Source organism: Actinomyces sp. oral taxon 180 str. F0310, from assembly GCF_000185285.1.
Lineage (GTDB): Bacteria > Actinomycetota > Actinomycetes > Actinomycetales > Actinomycetaceae > Pauljensenia.
Genome location: NZ_GL622194.1, coordinates 1,625,859 through 1,642,463, shown reverse-complemented (window position 1 = coordinate 1,642,463; position 16,605 = coordinate 1,625,859). Strand labels below are relative to the sequence as shown.

The window sequence follows — 16,605 nt, the reverse complement described above, 5'->3', positions numbered from 1 at the left end:
GCGTCTGGGTCGCGCCGCTCAGGCGGCAGCCGCCAGAGGCGAGGGGCGGGTGGCCGCGCGGTCGATCACGTACTCCGGGAAGTAGCGCTCGAGGGTGCGGTGCCACTTGTTGGCGGGCAGATCATGCATGGCGGCCATCGCGGTGCCGTACTTGGAGATCTTCACGGGGCGCACTCCCTGATCCCACAGCAGGTGGTCAACGACCGATGGGGTGGCTCCCGACTTGGTTTCGATGATGACCAGGTCCCCTCCGCTCACGCGGGCGCCATCGGTGCGCAGGGAGTGCCACTCCAGGCCGGTATCCACGGTTGCCCGCCCCTCCCCGTTGGGTAGAAGCAGGGTGTTGCGCTCATACGAGCCTTCCAGGACCGGCTCGAGAACCGGGACGAGGCTGGCATAACCCGTTGGTTCGACCCTGTCGGTCACCCACCGGCGCCGCTCTCCCGCCAGCGGCGCCCCGGCCTCGTCGGGCGAGATCGTCATGCGCTTCTTAACGGTCGTTTTGCGAGCGCCGCGAGTCTTCACCTCCAGGAAGGAGGCACCCGAGGAGAGGTAGCGGCGGGAGCGGACCTTGAAGCGGCGGCGGCGCTTGAGCGCGGTCAGCAGGTAGGAGTCCATGTTCGGCGTGTCGTAGTAGGTGGAGGCGTACCCCTGGGAGACGCGCCCGCCGACCTGTAGGACCCGCGTGGCCTCGGGCAGGTGGCTCAGGATAGCCGAGGCACGGTCGTGCTCCAGCGCATACTTGCGGTCCACGCGGGTGAGCATGGAGGCGCGCTCGTTGAGTTCGGTCAGGCCGATTGTCTCCAGGCGGGCGAGGATCGAGTTCAGGGCGGCGTTCATCAGGTGTTCCTCTGCGGGTCGTCTTGGGGCGGGTTGTCTTGGGGGTGGGGTCGTGGGTCAGGCGACCTTGGATCGGACGTCCACGAGCGTCAGGTCATTCACGAGGTCGAGCTTGACCACCCTCACCGACGCGACGGACGCGCCCAGGCGCTGTGCGAGAACCTCCTTCAGCTCGTCGGGGTCGGCGATCGCCCGATCAAGCTGAACGGTCTGGGAGGTGTAGCGTCCGAACACGAGCTTCGAATCGCCGAACGCCAGGGCGGCCAGGATCAGCGCGATGAGCCCGCCCAGCAGCGGAGTGACCGAGGAGGACATGCCGGTGAGCAGGCCCAGGGCCAAGGACGCGAAGTAGTAGGCGACCTCCGTCTGAGAGATCTGGTCGGAACGCAGACGGATGATCGACAAGACGCCAAAGAGCCCGAGCCCCAGGCCGGCGCTCACGGTCGAGTTGGCAAGGATGATCGTCACCGCGAGGACGCCCACGTTGACGCCGAGGAAGGCGGCTACGAGGTCGGCACGCCTGTGCCGAGGGAAGTAGAGGCCGAACACGAGGGCGGCCATGGCGGCCAGGTCGATAGCGATGAGAATCGGGGCGGTCATTGGGATCTCCTTTTGTCGATGCCCCCATTTCCCCACGCGACCCTATGAACCACCTATGAACCCATCATCCATGCCTTATGACTTTCCTGAGAGGTTACTGAGTGTCGCGCTCGCGGCTTTCGCGGCGCGTTGCACAATGGGAGCTATGCGCACCCGACCCGAGGCGATCGGCACCCCCACCGACCGCGAACTACGCGAACTGATGGAATCAACCCCGGCCTCGGGACCCACGCGTTCCGTCAAGCTCTTGGCGGCCGTCGCGACCTTCGGCTCCCTCCTCTTCGGCTACGATACCGGCGTCATCGCGGGAGCCCTTCCCTACATGTACATGCCTCGCGTCGCCGGTGGCCTGGGCATCAACGAATTCGAGGAGGGACTCGTCGGCGGCATCCTCGCCATCGGGGCGGCCCTCGGCGCCATCGTCGGCGGCAGGTTCTCCGACAGGCGCGGCAGGCGTCAGGGCATTCTGCTCCTGGCACTCATCTTCATGGTCGGCACGATCGGCTGCACGTTGGCCCCGAACATCCACCTGCTGCTCCTCTTCCGCTTCGTCCTCGGCATCGCCGTGGGCGGGGCCTCCGCGACCGTCCCAATCTACCTGTCCGAGTCCGCACCCACCCGGATGCGCGGCGGGCTCGTCGCCCTCGACCAGTTCATGATCGTCGCGGGCCAATTCCTCGCCTACTCGATGAACGCCGCCCTCTCCCACGCGCACGGCGGACCCCGCGTCCTGGTCTCCGCCGACCCCTCCGGCACGCTCGCCGTCGGCCAGTGGTACTCGTGGGACGAGGCCTCCCGGGTCGCGACCGCAGTGGTGACGGACGGGGACGGGGCCGCGTGGCGGTGGATGCTGGTGCTCGCCACGATTCCGGCGATCCTCCTGTGGATCGGGATGCGCCTGATGCCCGAGTCCGGCCGCTGGTACGCGTCCAAGGAACGCTACTACGAGGCCATCGGAGCACTCAAACGAATCCGTGATGCCCGCGTTGACGACGTCGCAGCCGAGGTGCGGGACATGATCGCCGTGCGCGCCGCCGAAACCAGCCAGGGGCACTGGAGCCTGCGGCGCACCGTCTCCGTGAGGTGGACGCGCAGGCTCCTCCTCATCGGCGTCGGCCTGGCCTGCTTCGACCAGCTCACCGGCATCAACACGGCCATGTACTACCTGCCAAAGATCCTCGCCGCCGCCGGCTTCAGCTCCGCCGATTCCATCACCCTCAACGTGATCACGGGCCTCGTGGCGTGCGTCGGCGCGGCATTCGGCCTGTACCTCGTCTCCCGCCTGGCCCGCCGCCACGTCGGCATCTACCAGGAGAGCGGCGTCACCCTGTCCCTGTTCGCCCTCGCGCTCACCTTCGGGCTGGGGATCGCCCCCTACACGCTGGCCGACGGGACCATCTCCGACTCGATTCCGTCGTACCTGCCGTGGCTTGTCGTCGTCCTCGTGTCCCTGTTCGTCTTCGCCAAGCAGTCCGGCACGGTCAACTGGGTGCTCGTCTCGGAGATCTTCCCGGCCCGCATCCGCGGCGTCGCGCAGGGCTTCGCCGTTGGCTGCGGGTGGATCATGAACGCGATCGTCACCTGGCTCTTCCCCATCATGATCGCCCACCTGGGTGCCACCTGGACCTACGTGGCTTTCGGCGTCATCAACGTCGTTTCCCTGTGCTTCTACCTGTTCATCGTGCCGGAGACCCGCGGGGTTTCCCTTGAGCAGTTCGAGCGATCCTTCTCCTCCAGGCACGGGGCGTAGCGCCCTCTCGGGCTCGCGATTGCCGCGTTCCGCGAGCTGCTTTCCTGCGCGACCCTGGGCCTGCGGCACCCTGTCGCCGGGCTGCGTCCGCCGCGGCCTGTCCGCTGCTTCCATCCAGACGAGCACTCAGCCCTCCGGTTTCCGGCCGCCGCGTGGCGACCCCCACCCAGGAGCCCACACGCTGGCACTCGCAATGAAACCGACATCGCCCCGGCATGGGCACGCCAACGCTCACATGAAACCCGCACCACCCCAGCAGAGGCCAAACACCCCATTTTGTGGCCATCTCACCCAGGCAGGGGCGGCGGTAGTTTCAACACGCGGCAAGCCACCCCCGCACCGGGGCGTGCGCGGTTTCACGCGCGCCGCGCCCAACCGGACCAACCGCAGTCCCCTGCTTCGTAGCCACGACTGGCCACCGCCAACCAGCTGCGGAGGGCAATGACCGTGTTTGTCCCGGCCATCATTCCCCTGGTAGCGTCAGCACATGGACACCATGTCACGGAACACCCATCCACCGGTGCCCCCATCCACCCGACAGGTTCCAAACGACAAACGCGTCGACAACACCCTGCGACACTGGCCCTACTACATCGGAACGGGGCGGTGACGTGCGCTGGCATCCTTACGTCCGTTTTCCCCGTACCGAGGTATCGCCAGATCCTCTGAGCCAGGACAGACATGCTCGACGGTACTGGATGGGCGTCGTTATCCTCGTCCTTGTCAGCTTGGCGCTGCCAACAGGTGCCTACGCCTTCGGGCTCGCAGACCCCACCTACCCGCCTACCGTGATGCTCCTGTTGTCCTTCCCTGGCGCGGTGGCGGCATCGCTCCCGCAGCTCATCGAAAGGAGTATCCGCCCCTTCGCTTCCTCCCGGCCTCGATACATCGATAGCGCGATCGTCATACGAGGAAACCACGACTCGATCGCCCATATTATCAGCGTTTACTTGCTGGGAATAGCGGCCGCAGCACTACTGATATACGGCTTGATCACCCGATACCCCCTGCAGGCAGCGACCTACGCCGGATTGGTAGTCTTTGCGCTGTACTGGGATGGGATCCGACGCCCCTTCTCAGACCTGCCGATGACCCTGCGCGACAAGCAGACGACCACGCTCACACCCGAGGGAATCGTCTTCCGCTTCCCTCCGCGCCTATCGTTTGAAAGCCACAAGCGCGACGCGGAAGTGACGATCCTGTGGAAGCAAGGCATCCACATTGGGTCAGTCGAGGAACACATCATCTATCTCAGCAACATCTCGCGCGAAGGACCATGGGACCTCTGCGCCGACCACATCGGCATCACCTACACCGGGCTCGACGCCCTCATGCGCCACTTCAACGACCACCCCGAGGACCGCCCGCTTCTGGCCACACCCGAGGGCGTCGACCTGGTCAACCGCATCCTCACCGACGCCCACAAGACCCTCACCTCCTCCACACGCAGATAGGTCACCGCGTTGAGCACCAAGAAACGAGTCCTCATCGTCATCATCGTCGCGATCCTCGTCGGAGTCGTCGTCTTCCCGATGCTCCCCCTCGAGTACCGCGAGCGCATCACCGCGATCCTCGCCCACCCCCTTTACTACCTGGGCCTGGGGCGCTGGTAGGCACACCCACGCCCCAGGCGTGCCTTTTGCAAGCCCGGCAAGGACCTTTGGTCTCGGCGGGTCGCCTCATCTGTGCACTCACCTGGGCGTTTTTCTTGGAAGGGAGCCGGTCGCGGTGGGACACTGACGCCATGACGGACACGAACACGACCCACGCAGCCCCGGCCTCGCCCCTCCCCTCCCTCGCGGTCACCGGCGCCTCCGGCAACGTCGGCGGAACGGCCGCTCGCCTCCTCGCCCAGCGCGGCCTGCCCCTGCGTCTCCTCGCCAACACCCCGTCGCGCGCCCCGGAGCTGCCGGGTGCCACCGCGGTGAAGTGCTCGTACGAGGACACCCTCACGACGCGCGTCGCCCTCACGGGCGTTGACATCCTCTTCATGGTGTCCGCGCCCGAGAGCGAGGACCGCCTGGCCAAGCACCTCGCGTTCGTCGACGCGGCGGCAGCCTCAGGGGTGCGGCACGTCGTGTACCTGTCGTTCATGAACGCGGCGCCCGACTCGACGTTCACGCTGGCGCGCACGCACTTCCACACGGAGGAGCACATCAAGGCATCGGGCATGACATACACGTTCTTGCGCGACAACTTCTATGCGGACTTTTTCGTGGAGTTGCCGGACGAGGAGGGCCGCATCCTCGGGCCCGCCGGCGACGGGCGCGTCAGCGTGGTCGCGCGCGAGGACGCGGGGCGCGTGGCCGCCGGGGTTCTCGCCCGGCCCCACGAGTACGAAAACCAGACCCTCGACGTGACGGGCCCCGAGGCCCTGACCCTCGACGAGATCGCCGCAATCCTCACCCGCGTGCAGGGGCATCCCGTCACCTACGTGCGAGAAACCATTGAGGAGGCGTACGAGTCGCGCAAGAAGTGGCCAGCCGCCCAGTGGGAGTACGACTCGTGGGTGTCGACCTACACGTCAATCGCGCGCGGCGAGATGGACGTCGTGTCCACGACCGTGCGCGACGTGGCGGGCCGCCACCCGCTCTCCTTCGAGGAGGTCGCCCGGGCGGCGCTCGCGTCTGGCCGCTAACTGTCGCATTTGAGGCTTCGTGGGCCCCGGCTTCGCTTCTCTTCTCAGAGACGAGGACGGGGTCGCTTCATGCGCTCATGCTTGCTTGCATCCTTCGCCTATACTTGCGTCCCCGATCACATGCCTGCTAGCGTCAAGTCATGGAACACATGTCCGTGAACACACATCCCGAGGTCACACCTCCCGTCCTTTACGTCCCAATCGACCAACGGCCTGACGGCGAATACAGTTTTTCTTTGCCCACATGTTCAACGAAGCACGCGTACTTCTAGCGTACACGTCCCTCGATCGTCTCCTTGACGGACTGGGCGAGAAGCAACCATGGGGCCTCATCGAAACGAAGCGTCTCCCAGAACTCAAAGAAGAAATTGGATTTGACGCGATCGAAGTAGATCGATATTTCGAGCCCGAAGCGCGCGAACGGAAGCCACAATGACCGCAGACCTCGTCATCACCGAAGACATGATCTTCAACATGGCAAGGAAGTACGAGGAGTTTGCAGATTCATCTAAAGAAATCCCACCGAAACGGCCCATATCTATTGACGCCGGCATTGCCACTGACATCATCATCGACATATTGGGCACTCTTGACTTTGCTGCAACGACATTCGCCGAGAAATGTCAAGGCAGTGCGGACAACCTACGAATCTTGGTGGCACAACATAAAGAGGAGGAAGAAGAAGTAACAAACTATTTTCTGAATTTGGAACAGGAGCTCAGCTAATGGGAATGGTGGCAGGAAACGGAGGGCATCCACAGGACGCCGTCGGTCTCATTGACACTAGAATTTATGGAAACCCCGAAGAGATCCGCGAAGCTGCGGCAGTCATCGAAAAGCTCCATAATACCTTCTCCGATGCATTTATCGAGATGATGAATTCCCTCGTTCCAATGCCCGAATACTGGGCAGGAAAGAGTGCTGACGCCTACGAAGAAGCACTATTTGATTTTCGTTTAAAAACCGAAGAAAACTCCGATTTTGCATACAGGTCATGGGAAGCAATGCGCGCATACGCGCAACAGCTCGACTACCACTACCGCGACATGGAGACGATCCGCACAAATGCCAGAGCATGCGGACTTGACGTAATTAATGAATACGACATCGCTGCCCCTCCACTTCTTGGTCAAGAACCACCCATGCCAGCACCCAATGCGCCGATGCGAGAACATGACCTATACCGCGCCGACCTCTACGAATATGAGCAACACAAGCAGCGCTTAAGGGACTTTGCCGAACTCCGAGAGAGAGCTCGCCTCGTTCGAGACGATCTCGAGCAGTGGGTAATTAAACATCTACAGAGCGTGCAAGCCAATGCCCCAGAGCCTTTTATGAAAGAAACACAGGACGGAACACTGGAGAAATTGAAGACCCACTGGACCTTAGCTTCTATGACACTCGAAGGTTCAACGAGCGCACAGCAAAAAACAAGACTTAAAAAACTTGAAAAGGCTAATTCACGCTTCACTAGAGTAGCGCAGGATCCGTCAATGAAGAGGGTTCCACCCCTAATAAATAAGAGATTGTCAAAGGCTATGCAAGCAAGGAAAGACTACCGCACCGCTTCCAATGTTGCGTCTACAACCGCAAAGAACATCAACCGAATCAATAATCTATTGCTTGCGTACGAAGTAGCAACGAGCGACGAGCCATCTGCGACTGCAGTATCTGGTGTTGCTGGCATCGTTGGGGGATACATCGGGTCATCGGTTGCAGCAGAAGTTACCGTTACACTCACTGCTCCTGCTTTCCTTCTAGCTGGCGGTGAGGTAGTGGCTGCCGCGGCCGCGGCGGCCGGTTCCGCCTATCTAGCCGACGTTGCTTACAAACAGGTACCTCTTGAATATCGTGAACGCATCGACAACACTCTCTGGCATCTGCCGTACTACGTCGGATTAGGCTGGTGACCATGACTCGATCACGACGTTCGGGGATCAGCGGATTCCTCTCCAGCATCTTTTCCAATCGCACCGAGTCGCTCGTGGGTGAAGACAGATGGCGGCGCAACGAGTGGAAACGTGCACTAGTTTCGATCGTCATCGTCGCTCTCGGGATAGCGATCGTTGAAGGAATCTATCGCCTGACACACTACGGGGATTTCCGTTTCGCCGTCTATCTGGCTTCAATTCCGGTAGTAGCTGGAGTGCCCCAGGTGACATGCGACTCGATAGTTCCCTATCTGCGTCCCCATGTTCGATTCGTCAACAGCTACGTTGTCATACGAGGTGAGCGTCTCACCAACATCGGATACCTCACTAGCTACGCGATCCTCTGCATGACCGTCGTAGGAGCACTCATGCTCGGTTTCTTAACGCACGCCTTCAAGACAACTATCGGTATTGCGGTGGTAGCAGCATTTTTTGCCTATCATCTCTTTTCTGAGAATCCAATGGAAGACCTGAAAAACACCATCAAGGATCGTTCAATGACGGTGTTATCCCCAGATAGCATCGACTTTCACGCGGCTCCTCATCTGTCAATCCATAAGTATCTGGAGTCCGCCTCTGACGGATGCGGCAGCGACTCCTCCGTCCGGTGGGATCAGAACGTGCGAATATTTGACATCGACACCGACAGGCATCATGTTGATCTCCTTGCTGACCCCGACACGTATAACGGTCCATGGGGATTATGCTGCCGGACGATCGGCATCCCCTTCACCGGCCTCGACGCCCTCATCCGGCACTTCAACGAGCATCCCGAGGACCGTCCACTCCTGGCCACACCGCAGGGCGTGGACCTCGTCAACGACATCCTCGCGCAGGCCCGCGCAGCACTCACCACCCCACAAAGGAGGCGCCCATGAGCGGCAGGAAACAGGCTTTGGCACCTTCCGGTCTACCCGGCACGCTCAGCCAGGTTTCGCTCAACAACCGCGAGCATGTCTCTGCTCCATCGTGGCACTGGCCGTACTACATCGGCCTGGGGTGGTGACCGTGGCTCGCCCTTCCTCATTTTTGGCAAGAAAACCCCACGACAGTTCTCCTCGGGGCGTGGACTTGGCGGCGCGAGACTTCTGGAAGCTCACAGGTGTCGCCATCGTTTTCAACGTAGTCGTCGCTGTGTGCGCCTACTGGATCTTCTTGTTCATTCACATCGGCCCGCTCCAGCTCCTTTTCATCTGGTTCCCCCTGTACCTGGCCGCGGCGCTTCCCCACCTCATCGAAAAGAGTGTGCGCCCGTTCTGGTCATCGCGTCCCCGTTTCGAGGACGACTCCATCGTCATTCCGGGCAACCATCAATCCATCGCGCTCATCACGACCGGATTGCTGCTCTACGCCTTCGCGGGCGGCACGATGGCCGCGGGTTTCACGACCGGACAGCCCTTCCATGCCGCGATGTATGTTTTCGCCGTTGCATCCATGGCCTATCTTGAGTGCACACATAACCCCGGCAAGGACCTCATCATTGCCCTGAGTGACAAGCAGACGACAACTCTGACGCCTAAGGGAATCTCCTTCCACTTCCCGGAGCTACTGTCCGTCGAGGAAGATCCAAACGACCGGGACGTCACCATCCTGTGGACGGATAACGTCACCATCGATGACATCATCCATCCAACGATATTTCTTCACGCTGACCCCGACATATACGACGGACCATGGGGGATCTCGTCCGAGCGCATCGGCATCCCCTACACCGGCCTCGACGCCCTCATCCGGCACTTCAACGAGCATCCCGAGGACCGTCCACTCCTGGCCACACCGCAGGGCGTGGACCTCGTCAACGACATCCTCGCGCAGGCCCACGCAACACTCACCACCCCACAAAGGAGGCGCCCATGAGCACCAAGAAACGCATCCTCGTGATACTGATCGTCGCGGTCCTAGCCGCCATCGTCATCTACCCGATGCTGCCCCTCGAATACCGCGATCGCATCGTCGCGGTGCTCACCCACCCGCTCTACTACCTGGGCTTGGGCGACTGGTAGGACGAGGCGACGAAACGCTTAACTGAGGAACGCGGCGGGGTCATCCACGAGTGAATCCAGCACTCGGAATGCCGCACCCCGAACCGTCAGGGACGCAGAATCCGTTAATACTTCAACGATCGGCGACGACCACGGGGCCTGCAGCGTCCGCGTCTCAATTTCCTCGCGGGCCGGATCCAGCAGGGCGCTACTCAGTTCAGCAACCGCGCCACCCAGGACGACGTGTGGAATGTCCATCGCATTAATGACGCCCGACAACACGCGCCCGAGGGCTGCTCCGGCCTCCGTCAGCACGGCGCGCGCACGCTCGTGCACTGCCGCCTCGGCAAGATACTCGAAGGTCTCGAACTCAGCGTCGTCGACGAAACCCGCGCAGCGCAAAATATCACGTGCTCCGGACCCCGCGGGAGCGCCCACGTGCTCGGCAAGGGCGCGCACGCCCAGGTACGCCTCGAGGCATCCCCGCGCCCCGCAGCGGCACAGGGGCCCGTTCGGATCGGCACACATATGCCCAATTTCGCCGGACCAGGCGCGCGCCCCACTCATCGGGCGGTGATCGACGATGACACCCGCGCCAACGCCCACCTCGCCCGACACGTACACGAAGGTCGAGGGCCCGTCGGCCACACCCGGACGCGTGTAAGCGACCGCGTATGCCGCCAGGTCCGCTTCATTCGCGACGACTATCGGGTTGAGGTCGGCGAGGGGGGCCAGCAGCTGAGCGTGCGGGATGTCTCGCCACCCCAAGTTCGGGGCGAGCGCCAGCCGGGTCGGCGACACCAAGCCCGGCAGCCCAACGCCTGTCCCCAGGAACAGGGCACCGTCAGGCAGGGTTTCTTCGAGCAACGTGCGGGCCTCGTGGGCCGCGAACGCCATCGTCTCAGCCGGTGCACTGTCGGCGAGATCGCGCTCGATCCGGCGGTGCCCAAGCTCCCGTCCAGCAAGGTCAACGAGCATGATGTCAAGACTCGTAACGTCCACTTCGACGCCGAGGGCGGCTGCGCTTCCCTCGGCGGGGGTGAGGCGGTTGGCCGGGCGGCCTCGGCCGCCGCCGTCACCGGGTTCGACTTCTCGCACGAGGCCCGCACCCACCAGGTCGTCCACGAGACGCGAGATCGTCGCGCGCGTCATTCCGGTGCGCAGCGAGAGGCCTGCGCGCGTAACCTCTCCCGGCGAGACGAGGATGTTGCGCAGCACCGTCGACATGTTGGAGGCTCGCACGTTTTCCGACTTCACGCCGCGGTTATCAGCGTTCATCCTCCGCTCTGAGGGGTGCAGCGAGGCGACCGGGCCGCGACTGATGCGGCCGGCGTCGTTGGCGCTGTCGGAACGGGTCGGCATAGACCCAGGCTACCGTGTCGGGGCAATGGTTCCGCGAGTTTGACGAGTTGACAGCTGCAACTGTTACAAACGTCGTCAATCCGAAGCGTTGTCGGTCAATCTCTCGGGCTGCATGTTACAAACGTCGTCATTCCGACGCCAAAAACACCAAATTGAGCCGATTCTCGCCATAGAATGACGACGTTTGTAACACCGGCATACAGAGAGACGTTTCAAACGGTGCAGATTGACGACGTTTGTAACAACGACACGGCGAGGCGCCTCAGCAAACGCCCTTCACAGGCAGGTTTCCCCAGGACGCATCGGCTTTTCGCGTTATCCACAGGCAATCGCACACTACTTGCTCGAAAAGACATGACGCAACACAGTCAGATCATCGCGAGATTTCCAACCTTGGGAGCGCACCATGATCGACAACGAAGTACCGTCGCTGCAGGCGATTCGGGAGTCTCTCGTCACACCAGACCATGAACCGAATCGGATGCGCATCAGCCGAGCAGTTCGGAGCGGAACCCTCGCCAGGATCGCGCGGGGAATCTACCTCCCCACTTCAACTCTTGAGGGGCATCCTCTGTGGCTCCAAAAGACGATTGTTCGCGGGTCTCGCATCTGCGCCCTGAGCATGCGACGGCACGATCATATTCTGACTGGCGAGTGTGCGGGATGGATCCTCGGCCTCCCCGTCATCACCGACAAGGGGCCTATTACCGCCTATGCACCGATCAGCTGTGGCGAGCGGAGGCTCTCTTTCCATGCGGTTCACATCGGCTCCAAACTGATTATGCCGGCGGGACAAGCCTCAATCGTCCGAACATCTCTTCCTGCACACCAGATTGCAGAAGGCTTCGCCATCCCTTTCGCTCCGCGCATCGTGGTCGACTGCGCGCGGCTAGCTGCGAAGGAGCAGGCCTTTGCTCTGACGTGCGCCGGCATAGCTCGGCTGGCGAGCTACTCGCGCTTCGACCAGCTCGCCTCACGCGAACGAGCCGAACAGGCACGTCACGATCTCCTGCGGGAACTCGCGTCACTCCCCCGCTCGAGCCGCGGCACAAGCCAAGCGCGGTGGGTCATTTCCCACGCGGATGCCGGATGCGAGTCCCCCGGAGAATCTCGCGTTCTCCACGCTTTGATCCTGGCAGGAATCAAGGGAATCACCACGCAGGAAGAAGTACGCTGCAGCGGGCACACCTTCTTCATTGATATCGCGCTTCCCGGTCTGAAAATCGCCATCGAGTTCGATGGGCGCATCAAGTACGGCGACAGCGTTCAGGAAGTGCACGAGACTATCGAGGCGGAGCAGCGTCGAGCTCGCCTCCTCCAACTGGCCGGGTGGCGCATCATCCGCATTCGCTGGTCCGATCTGCGACGTCTCGACGAGGTTGTCGCGCAGGTTCTCGTTGCAATCCGCCAGCGCGCCGGCCGCTGAACGCCACATCTCACACGCCCGTCGAACGGACTTTTCGAGTGGCCTTGACGAGAGCGCGCACAGGTATTAAGTTTTACCCCACAACAAATAAATTGTGACGACGCAAACACGACGCGCAACGGCCGCACAGTCGGCCCGATGCCGCGCCCGCACGACAACAACCGAGACCCGCACCGCACGACAACGCACGGCTCCACCAGCGACGCCACGCACGACCACAACCCACTCCACCTGAACATCGACGTTCGAAAGGACCCCGCCATGACAACCACCCACGACAACAAGTTCTCCTTCGGCCTGTGGACCGTCGGATGGAACGCGGTCGACCCCTTTGGGACGGGGACCCGCCCAGTCCTCGACCCGTGGGAGTACACGGCGAAGCTCGCGGAGGTCGGCGCGTGGGGCATCACCTTCCACGACAATGACGTGTTCGACTTCGACGCATCGGACCAGGAGCGCCACGAGCGTGCCATGAAGGTGAAGGAGGCAGCCGACGCCGCCGGCCTCGTCATCGAGATGGTCACGACCAACACCTTCACCCACCCAGTGTTCAAGGATGGCGGCCTGACGAACAATGACCGTTCGATCCGCCGTTTCGGCCTGCGTAAGATCCTGCGCAACGTGGATCTTGCTGCGGAGATGGGGGCAACGACCTTCGTCATGTGGGGCGGGCGCGAGGGCGCAGAGTACGACTCGTCGAAGGACCTGAACGCGGCATTCGACCGCTACAAGGAAGGACTCGACACGGTCGCCGCCTACATCAAGTCGCGTGGTTACGACCTGAAGATCGGCTTGGAACCCAAACCGAACGAGCCCCGCGGCGACATCTTCTTGCCCACGGTTGGCCACGCTCTCGCACTGATCGCACAGCTGGACAACGGGGACATCGTAGGTCTGAATCCCGAGACCGGCCACGAGCAGATGGCCGGCTTGAACTACACGCACGCGCTCGCGCAGGCGCTCAACGCGGGCAAGCTCTTCCACATCGACCTGAACGGACAATCGGGCATCAAGTACGACCAGGACAAGGCATTCGGTCACGGCGACTTGGCCAGCGCGTTCTTCACGGTCGACCTGCTGGAGAACGGCTTCCCGAGCGGCGGCCCGCGCTACGAGGGGCCGCGCCACTTCGACTACAAGCCCAGCCGCACGGAGGGCATGGAGGGCGTGTGGGAGTCCGCGCGCGCAAACATGGAGATGTATCTGATGCTGGCGCGCAAGGCCCGCGCATTCCGCGAGGACCCCACGACCCGGGAGCTGCTGGAGGCAGCATCGGTGTCTGAGCTGGCCCAGCCGACGCTCGCGCAGGGAGAGTCCCTGGAGGACTTCCTGGCCGACCGCGGCGACGAGGAGTTCGACGCGACCGCGGCGGGGGCACGCGAGTATCACTTTGTTGAGCTGTACCAGCAGGCAATGCGTCACCTGGTCGGCTGATGTCTGTCGACGGTGAAGGAGCTGAGCGATGATTACGCGCCCCTATGTCGCAGGCGTCGATTCGTCGACGCAGTCGTGCAAGGTGGTTGTCTGGGACCCGGCTGAGGGCAGGGTTGTGCGTGAGGGGCGCGCCCCTCACCCGGAGGGTACCGAGGTGGATCCCGAGGCCTGGTGGCAGGCGTTTCTCGCGGCGGCGGAGGCGGCTGGCGGGTTCAAGGACGTGCGCGCTCTGAGCGTCGGCGGCCAGCAGCACGGCATGGTCGTCCTGGACGAGCGCGGCCGGGTGATCCGACCTGCGTTGCTGTGGAACGACACGCGCAGTGCGTCTGCGGCCCGTGAGCTGATAGCTGAGCGCGAGGCCGGGCGCCGCGACGCCGAGAACGCGGACGGCGCGTCGGGCGCGGCTTGGTGGGCCAACGCGACGGGATCCGTTCCCGTGGCATCGTTGACGGTCACGAAGCTGCGTTGGCTGGCGGATAACGAGCCGGAGGCCGCTCGGCGGGTGGCCGCCGTGTGCCTGCCTCACGACTACCTGACATGGAGGATCGCGGGAGGTTTCGATCGGGTCGGCCTGGAGGGCTTGGCGACCGATCGATCCGACGCCTCGGGCACGGGATACGTTGACCGGTCGGGTCGGACGTACCGGCGCGACATTGTGGCGCAGGCACTACGGTGCGACGCCGCCCGGGCCGAGCGGATCACTCTCCCGCGGATTGTTGGCCCGCACGAGGCCGTGGGCCGCGGGGACGAGGCGCGGGGCTGGGGCGAGATCACGCTGGGTCCGGGCGCGGGAGATAACGCGGCGGCTGCGCTGGGTGTCGGGTTGAGGCCGGGATCGGCGCTGCTCAGCCTGGGGACGTCGGGGGTGGTTGCGGCCGTCTCGGAGTGTCCGGTGTCGGACCCGTCGGGTCTTGTGACGGGTTTCTCGGACGCGTCGGGCCGGTGGCTGCCACTGGCGTGCACTCTCAACGCATCCCGGATCATCGACGCGATGATGCGGGTGACGGGCCTGGGTTACGAGGAGTTCGACGAGGCGGCCCTGTCGGTCCCGGACGCGGGCGGGCTGCGGCTGATCCCATACTTCGAGGGTGAGCGCACGCCGAATCTTCCGGAAGCAACGGCAAGCCTGGAGGGAATGACCCTGTCCAATTGCGACCGCGCGCACGTTGCCCGCGCAACGATCGAGGGGCTGCTCGCCCTGATGCGCGGGGCGCTGGACGCGGTGCGCGCGCAGGGGGTCGCGGTCGAGCGCGTGCTCCTGGTCGGCGGGGGCGCCCGGTCGAGCGCCGTACGCGCCCTGGCCTCGGAGGCGCTGGGGGCCACCGTCGAGGTACCCCATCCCGGGGAGTACGTTGCCCTGGGTGCGGCGATGCAGGCTGCCGCCGTGGAGGTTTCCCCTCCCGCGTTCCCGCAGGTCAAGGACGGATCCGCGAGGGCGGGTGAGACGAATGTTTGAGGAGTCAATCGTTCGCTGGGGCACGCACAGCGCGAAGTGGGACCTGCTGGCCGCCGACCTCGGACAGGACGCTCTGTCCCTGTCCGTGGCGGACATGGAGTTCGCGACGTGCCCCGCGGTGTCGCGCGCGATCACACGGGCGTGCGAGCCGGGCATCTTCGGCTACACGGAGGTCTTTGATGACTTCCGCGAGGCCGTGCGGGGGTGGCAGGCGCGTCGCCACGGGTGGAGTCCCGCGGTAGGCGACGTGCATTTCTTCCCTCGCATCGTCCAGTGCGTGTCGGCCCTGTGCGCGATCGTCTTGCCCGGGCAGTTGGGACGCACGCCCCGGGTTGTCACTCTGGATCCCGCGTATGGACCCATCATTGAGGTCGTCAAGCGCGCCGGCTGCGAGCTGCGTCGGGTCCCCCTGGACCTGTCGGAGGGTCGCGTCGTCATCCCCGAGCAGCGCTTCGCGGAGGCCATGCGGGACGCGGACCTGCTCCTGTGGTGCAACCCGCACAATCCGACGGGCCGGGTGTGGACATCGGAGGAGCTCGACATGGTCTCCGCGCTCGCCCTCACCTATGGCGTGACGGTCCTTTCCGACGACATTCACGCCGACTTTCAGCGCCCGGGTCGAAACGGCTACCGGCCGCTGGCCATCCACTCGCAGCAGCTGTGGGAGTCCGGCCGGCTCATTCAGTGTTGCTCTCCGGGCAAGACGTTCAACAGCGCGGGTCTGGAGGCCTCGGCAATCGTCGTTCGCGGGGTACTCGGTGCGCGCCTCGAGGAGGCCAAGCGCCTCATGGGCCTGCACAACCCGAATTTCTTCGCGATTCCGGCGGCGATCGCCGCATGGAACGAGGGTGATGAGTGGGTGGACCAGCTGCGTGAGCGGATTGACGCGAATCTTCGCGTCGCGGTTGCTCGTCTGAGGGAGGAGCTTCCGCTGGCTCGGGTCGTTGACCCCGATGGGACGTATCTCGTGTGGGTGGATGCTCGCTCGTATCTGCCCTCCGCGACGCTTCTGGCCGAGGCGGTGGCCCGCTCGCGGGTTGCCGTATCTGCCGGGGAGGACTTCGGGGAGCAATACGAGGGATTCTTCCGCATCAACGTCGCGCTTCCCGAGCGCGATCTCGAGCGCGCACTCGAGCGCCTGTGCGAGGCGATCCTCGCTCTTTCAGTTCACTGAACGGTCGCGCAC

Annotated in this window: 18 protein-coding genes; 15 read left to right on the top strand and 3 right to left on the bottom strand. The window is 63.5% G+C overall.

Features of this window, described 5'->3' with window-relative positions; genetic code table 11:
• Positions 1-18: 18 nt before the first annotated feature.
• The gene (locus tag HMPREF9006_RS06975) at positions 19-840 is read right to left on the bottom strand and encodes a polyphosphate polymerase domain-containing protein (protein WP_009212887.1); all 822 of its coding nucleotides are present in this window, start codon (positions 838-840) and stop codon (positions 19-21) included.
• Positions 841-897: 57 nt separating this feature from the next.
• A complete protein-coding gene (locus tag HMPREF9006_RS06970) occupies positions 898-1,440 on the bottom strand; it encodes a DUF4956 domain-containing protein (RefSeq protein ID WP_009212886.1) in 543 nt (180 codons plus the stop codon).
• Between the two features lie 145 nt (positions 1,441-1,585).
• Between HMPREF9006_RS06970 and HMPREF9006_RS06965 the strand changes: the two genes are divergently transcribed.
• From HMPREF9006_RS06965 to HMPREF9006_RS10740, 11 genes are all read left to right on the top strand, one after another.
• Positions 1,586-3,190, top strand: coding sequence for an MFS transporter (locus tag HMPREF9006_RS06965; RefSeq protein ID WP_034231385.1), 1,605 nt, complete (start codon positions 1,586-1,588; stop codon positions 3,188-3,190).
• Positions 3,191-3,888: 698 nt separating this feature from the next.
• On the top strand, positions 3,889-4,644 hold the full coding sequence (locus HMPREF9006_RS06960) for a hypothetical protein (RefSeq protein WP_009212884.1): 756 nt from the start codon (positions 3,889-3,891) through the stop codon (positions 4,642-4,644).
• Between the two features lie 9 nt (positions 4,645-4,653).
• On the top strand, positions 4,654-4,803 hold the full coding sequence (locus tag HMPREF9006_RS10745) for a hypothetical protein (RefSeq protein WP_009212883.1): 150 nt from the start codon (positions 4,654-4,656) through the stop codon (positions 4,801-4,803).
• Positions 4,804-4,934: 131 nt separating this feature from the next.
• The gene (locus HMPREF9006_RS06955) at positions 4,935-5,828 is read left to right on the top strand and encodes an SDR family oxidoreductase (protein ID WP_034231382.1); all 894 of its coding nucleotides are present in this window, start codon (positions 4,935-4,937) and stop codon (positions 5,826-5,828) included.
• Positions 5,829-6,072: 244 nt separating this feature from the next.
• Complete coding sequence (locus HMPREF9006_RS11035; protein WP_083806954.1) at positions 6,073-6,264, top strand: SAV_915 family protein; 192 nt, start codon at positions 6,073-6,075, stop codon at positions 6,262-6,264.
• Complete coding sequence (locus HMPREF9006_RS06950; protein ID WP_009212880.1) at positions 6,261-6,554, top strand: hypothetical protein; 294 nt, start codon at positions 6,261-6,263, stop codon at positions 6,552-6,554. Before HMPREF9006_RS11035 ends, HMPREF9006_RS06950 begins: the two co-directional genes overlap by 4 nt.
• A complete protein-coding gene (locus HMPREF9006_RS10635; protein ID WP_009212879.1) occupies positions 6,554-7,738 on the top strand; it encodes a WXG100 family type VII secretion target in 1,185 nt (394 codons plus the stop codon). The genes HMPREF9006_RS06950 and HMPREF9006_RS10635 overlap by 1 nt, the downstream gene beginning before the upstream one ends.
• 2 nt (positions 7,739-7,740) lie before the next feature.
• Complete coding sequence (locus HMPREF9006_RS06945) at positions 7,741-8,637, top strand: hypothetical protein (RefSeq protein WP_232209857.1); 897 nt, start codon at positions 7,741-7,743, stop codon at positions 8,635-8,637.
• Positions 8,634-8,765, top strand: coding sequence for a hypothetical protein (locus HMPREF9006_RS11005; protein ID WP_009212877.1), 132 nt, complete (start codon positions 8,634-8,636; stop codon positions 8,763-8,765). The genes HMPREF9006_RS06945 and HMPREF9006_RS11005 overlap by 4 nt, the downstream gene beginning before the upstream one ends.
• A gap of 59 nt (positions 8,766-8,824) precedes the next feature.
• Positions 8,825-9,616 (top strand): hypothetical protein, encoded by a 792-nt coding sequence (locus tag HMPREF9006_RS06940; protein ID WP_009212876.1) that lies wholly within the window; start codon positions 8,825-8,827, stop codon positions 9,614-9,616.
• Complete coding sequence (locus tag HMPREF9006_RS10740) at positions 9,613-9,762, top strand: hypothetical protein (RefSeq protein WP_009212875.1); 150 nt, start codon at positions 9,613-9,615, stop codon at positions 9,760-9,762. The genes HMPREF9006_RS06940 and HMPREF9006_RS10740 overlap by 4 nt, the downstream gene beginning before the upstream one ends.
• Positions 9,763-9,780: 18 nt before the next feature.
• On the opposite strand, the gene HMPREF9006_RS06935 is transcribed toward HMPREF9006_RS10740, so the two are convergent.
• Entirely contained in the window at positions 9,781-11,103 is a 1,323-nt protein-coding gene (locus HMPREF9006_RS06935) for an ROK family transcriptional regulator (protein ID WP_009212874.1), read from the bottom strand.
• A 406-nt stretch (positions 11,104-11,509) separates the two neighbouring features.
• On the opposite strand from HMPREF9006_RS06935, the gene HMPREF9006_RS10395 reads away from it, so the two are divergent.
• From HMPREF9006_RS10395 to HMPREF9006_RS06915, 4 genes are all read left to right on the top strand, one after another.
• Positions 11,510-12,529 carry an endonuclease domain-containing protein gene (locus HMPREF9006_RS10395; RefSeq protein ID WP_009212873.1) on the top strand — a complete coding sequence of 340 codons (1,020 nt, stop codon included), beginning with the start codon at positions 11,510-11,512 and terminating at the stop codon, positions 12,527-12,529.
• 261 nt (positions 12,530-12,790) lie between these two features.
• Positions 12,791-13,963, top strand: a complete 1,173-nt coding sequence (xylA, locus tag HMPREF9006_RS06925; RefSeq protein WP_034232261.1) for a xylose isomerase — start codon at positions 12,791-12,793, stop codon at positions 13,961-13,963.
• Positions 13,964-13,991: 28 nt separating this feature from the next.
• Entirely contained in the window at positions 13,992-15,419 is a 1,428-nt protein-coding gene (locus HMPREF9006_RS06920; protein WP_009212871.1) for a xylulokinase, read from the top strand.
• Positions 15,412-16,593 carry a MalY/PatB family protein gene (locus HMPREF9006_RS06915; protein WP_009212870.1) on the top strand — a complete coding sequence of 394 codons (1,182 nt, stop codon included), beginning with the start codon at positions 15,412-15,414 and terminating at the stop codon, positions 16,591-16,593. Before HMPREF9006_RS06920 ends, HMPREF9006_RS06915 begins: the two co-directional genes overlap by 8 nt.
• The last annotated feature ends 12 nt before the right edge of the window (positions 16,594-16,605 follow it).

Coding starts and splice junctions, on each gene's coding strand:
- HMPREF9006_RS10740 (WP_009212875.1), top strand. CDS start 9,613: ATGAGCACCAAGAAACGCATCCTCGTGATACTGATCGTCGCGGTCCTA.
- HMPREF9006_RS06920 (WP_009212871.1), top strand. CDS start 13,992: ATGATTACGCGCCCCTATGTCGCAGGCGTCGATTCGTCGACGCAGTCG.
- HMPREF9006_RS11035 (WP_083806954.1), top strand. CDS start 6,073: ATGTTCAACGAAGCACGCGTACTTCTAGCGTACACGTCCCTCGATCGT.
- HMPREF9006_RS06965 (WP_034231385.1), top strand. CDS start 1,586: ATGCGCACCCGACCCGAGGCGATCGGCACCCCCACCGACCGCGAACTA.
- HMPREF9006_RS06950 (WP_009212880.1), top strand. CDS start 6,261: ATGACCGCAGACCTCGTCATCACCGAAGACATGATCTTCAACATGGCA.
- HMPREF9006_RS06975 (WP_009212887.1), bottom strand. CDS start 840: ATGAACGCCGCCCTGAACTCGATCCTCGCCCGCCTGGAGACAATCGGC.
- HMPREF9006_RS06960 (WP_009212884.1), top strand. CDS start 3,889: ATGGGCGTCGTTATCCTCGTCCTTGTCAGCTTGGCGCTGCCAACAGGT.
- xylA (WP_034232261.1), top strand. CDS start 12,791: ATGACAACCACCCACGACAACAAGTTCTCCTTCGGCCTGTGGACCGTC.
- HMPREF9006_RS06955 (WP_034231382.1), top strand. CDS start 4,935: ATGACGGACACGAACACGACCCACGCAGCCCCGGCCTCGCCCCTCCCC.
- HMPREF9006_RS06970 (WP_009212886.1), bottom strand. CDS start 1,440: ATGACCGCCCCGATTCTCATCGCTATCGACCTGGCCGCCATGGCCGCC.
- HMPREF9006_RS10635 (WP_009212879.1), top strand. CDS start 6,554: ATGGGAATGGTGGCAGGAAACGGAGGGCATCCACAGGACGCCGTCGGT.
- HMPREF9006_RS10395 (WP_009212873.1), top strand. CDS start 11,510: ATGATCGACAACGAAGTACCGTCGCTGCAGGCGATTCGGGAGTCTCTC.
- HMPREF9006_RS06935 (WP_009212874.1), bottom strand. CDS start 11,103: ATGCCGACCCGTTCCGACAGCGCCAACGACGCCGGCCGCATCAGTCGC.
- HMPREF9006_RS06945 (WP_232209857.1), top strand. CDS start 7,741: ATGACTCGATCACGACGTTCGGGGATCAGCGGATTCCTCTCCAGCATC.
- HMPREF9006_RS11005 (WP_009212877.1), top strand. CDS start 8,634: ATGAGCGGCAGGAAACAGGCTTTGGCACCTTCCGGTCTACCCGGCACG.
- HMPREF9006_RS06915 (WP_009212870.1), top strand. CDS start 15,412: ATGTTTGAGGAGTCAATCGTTCGCTGGGGCACGCACAGCGCGAAGTGG.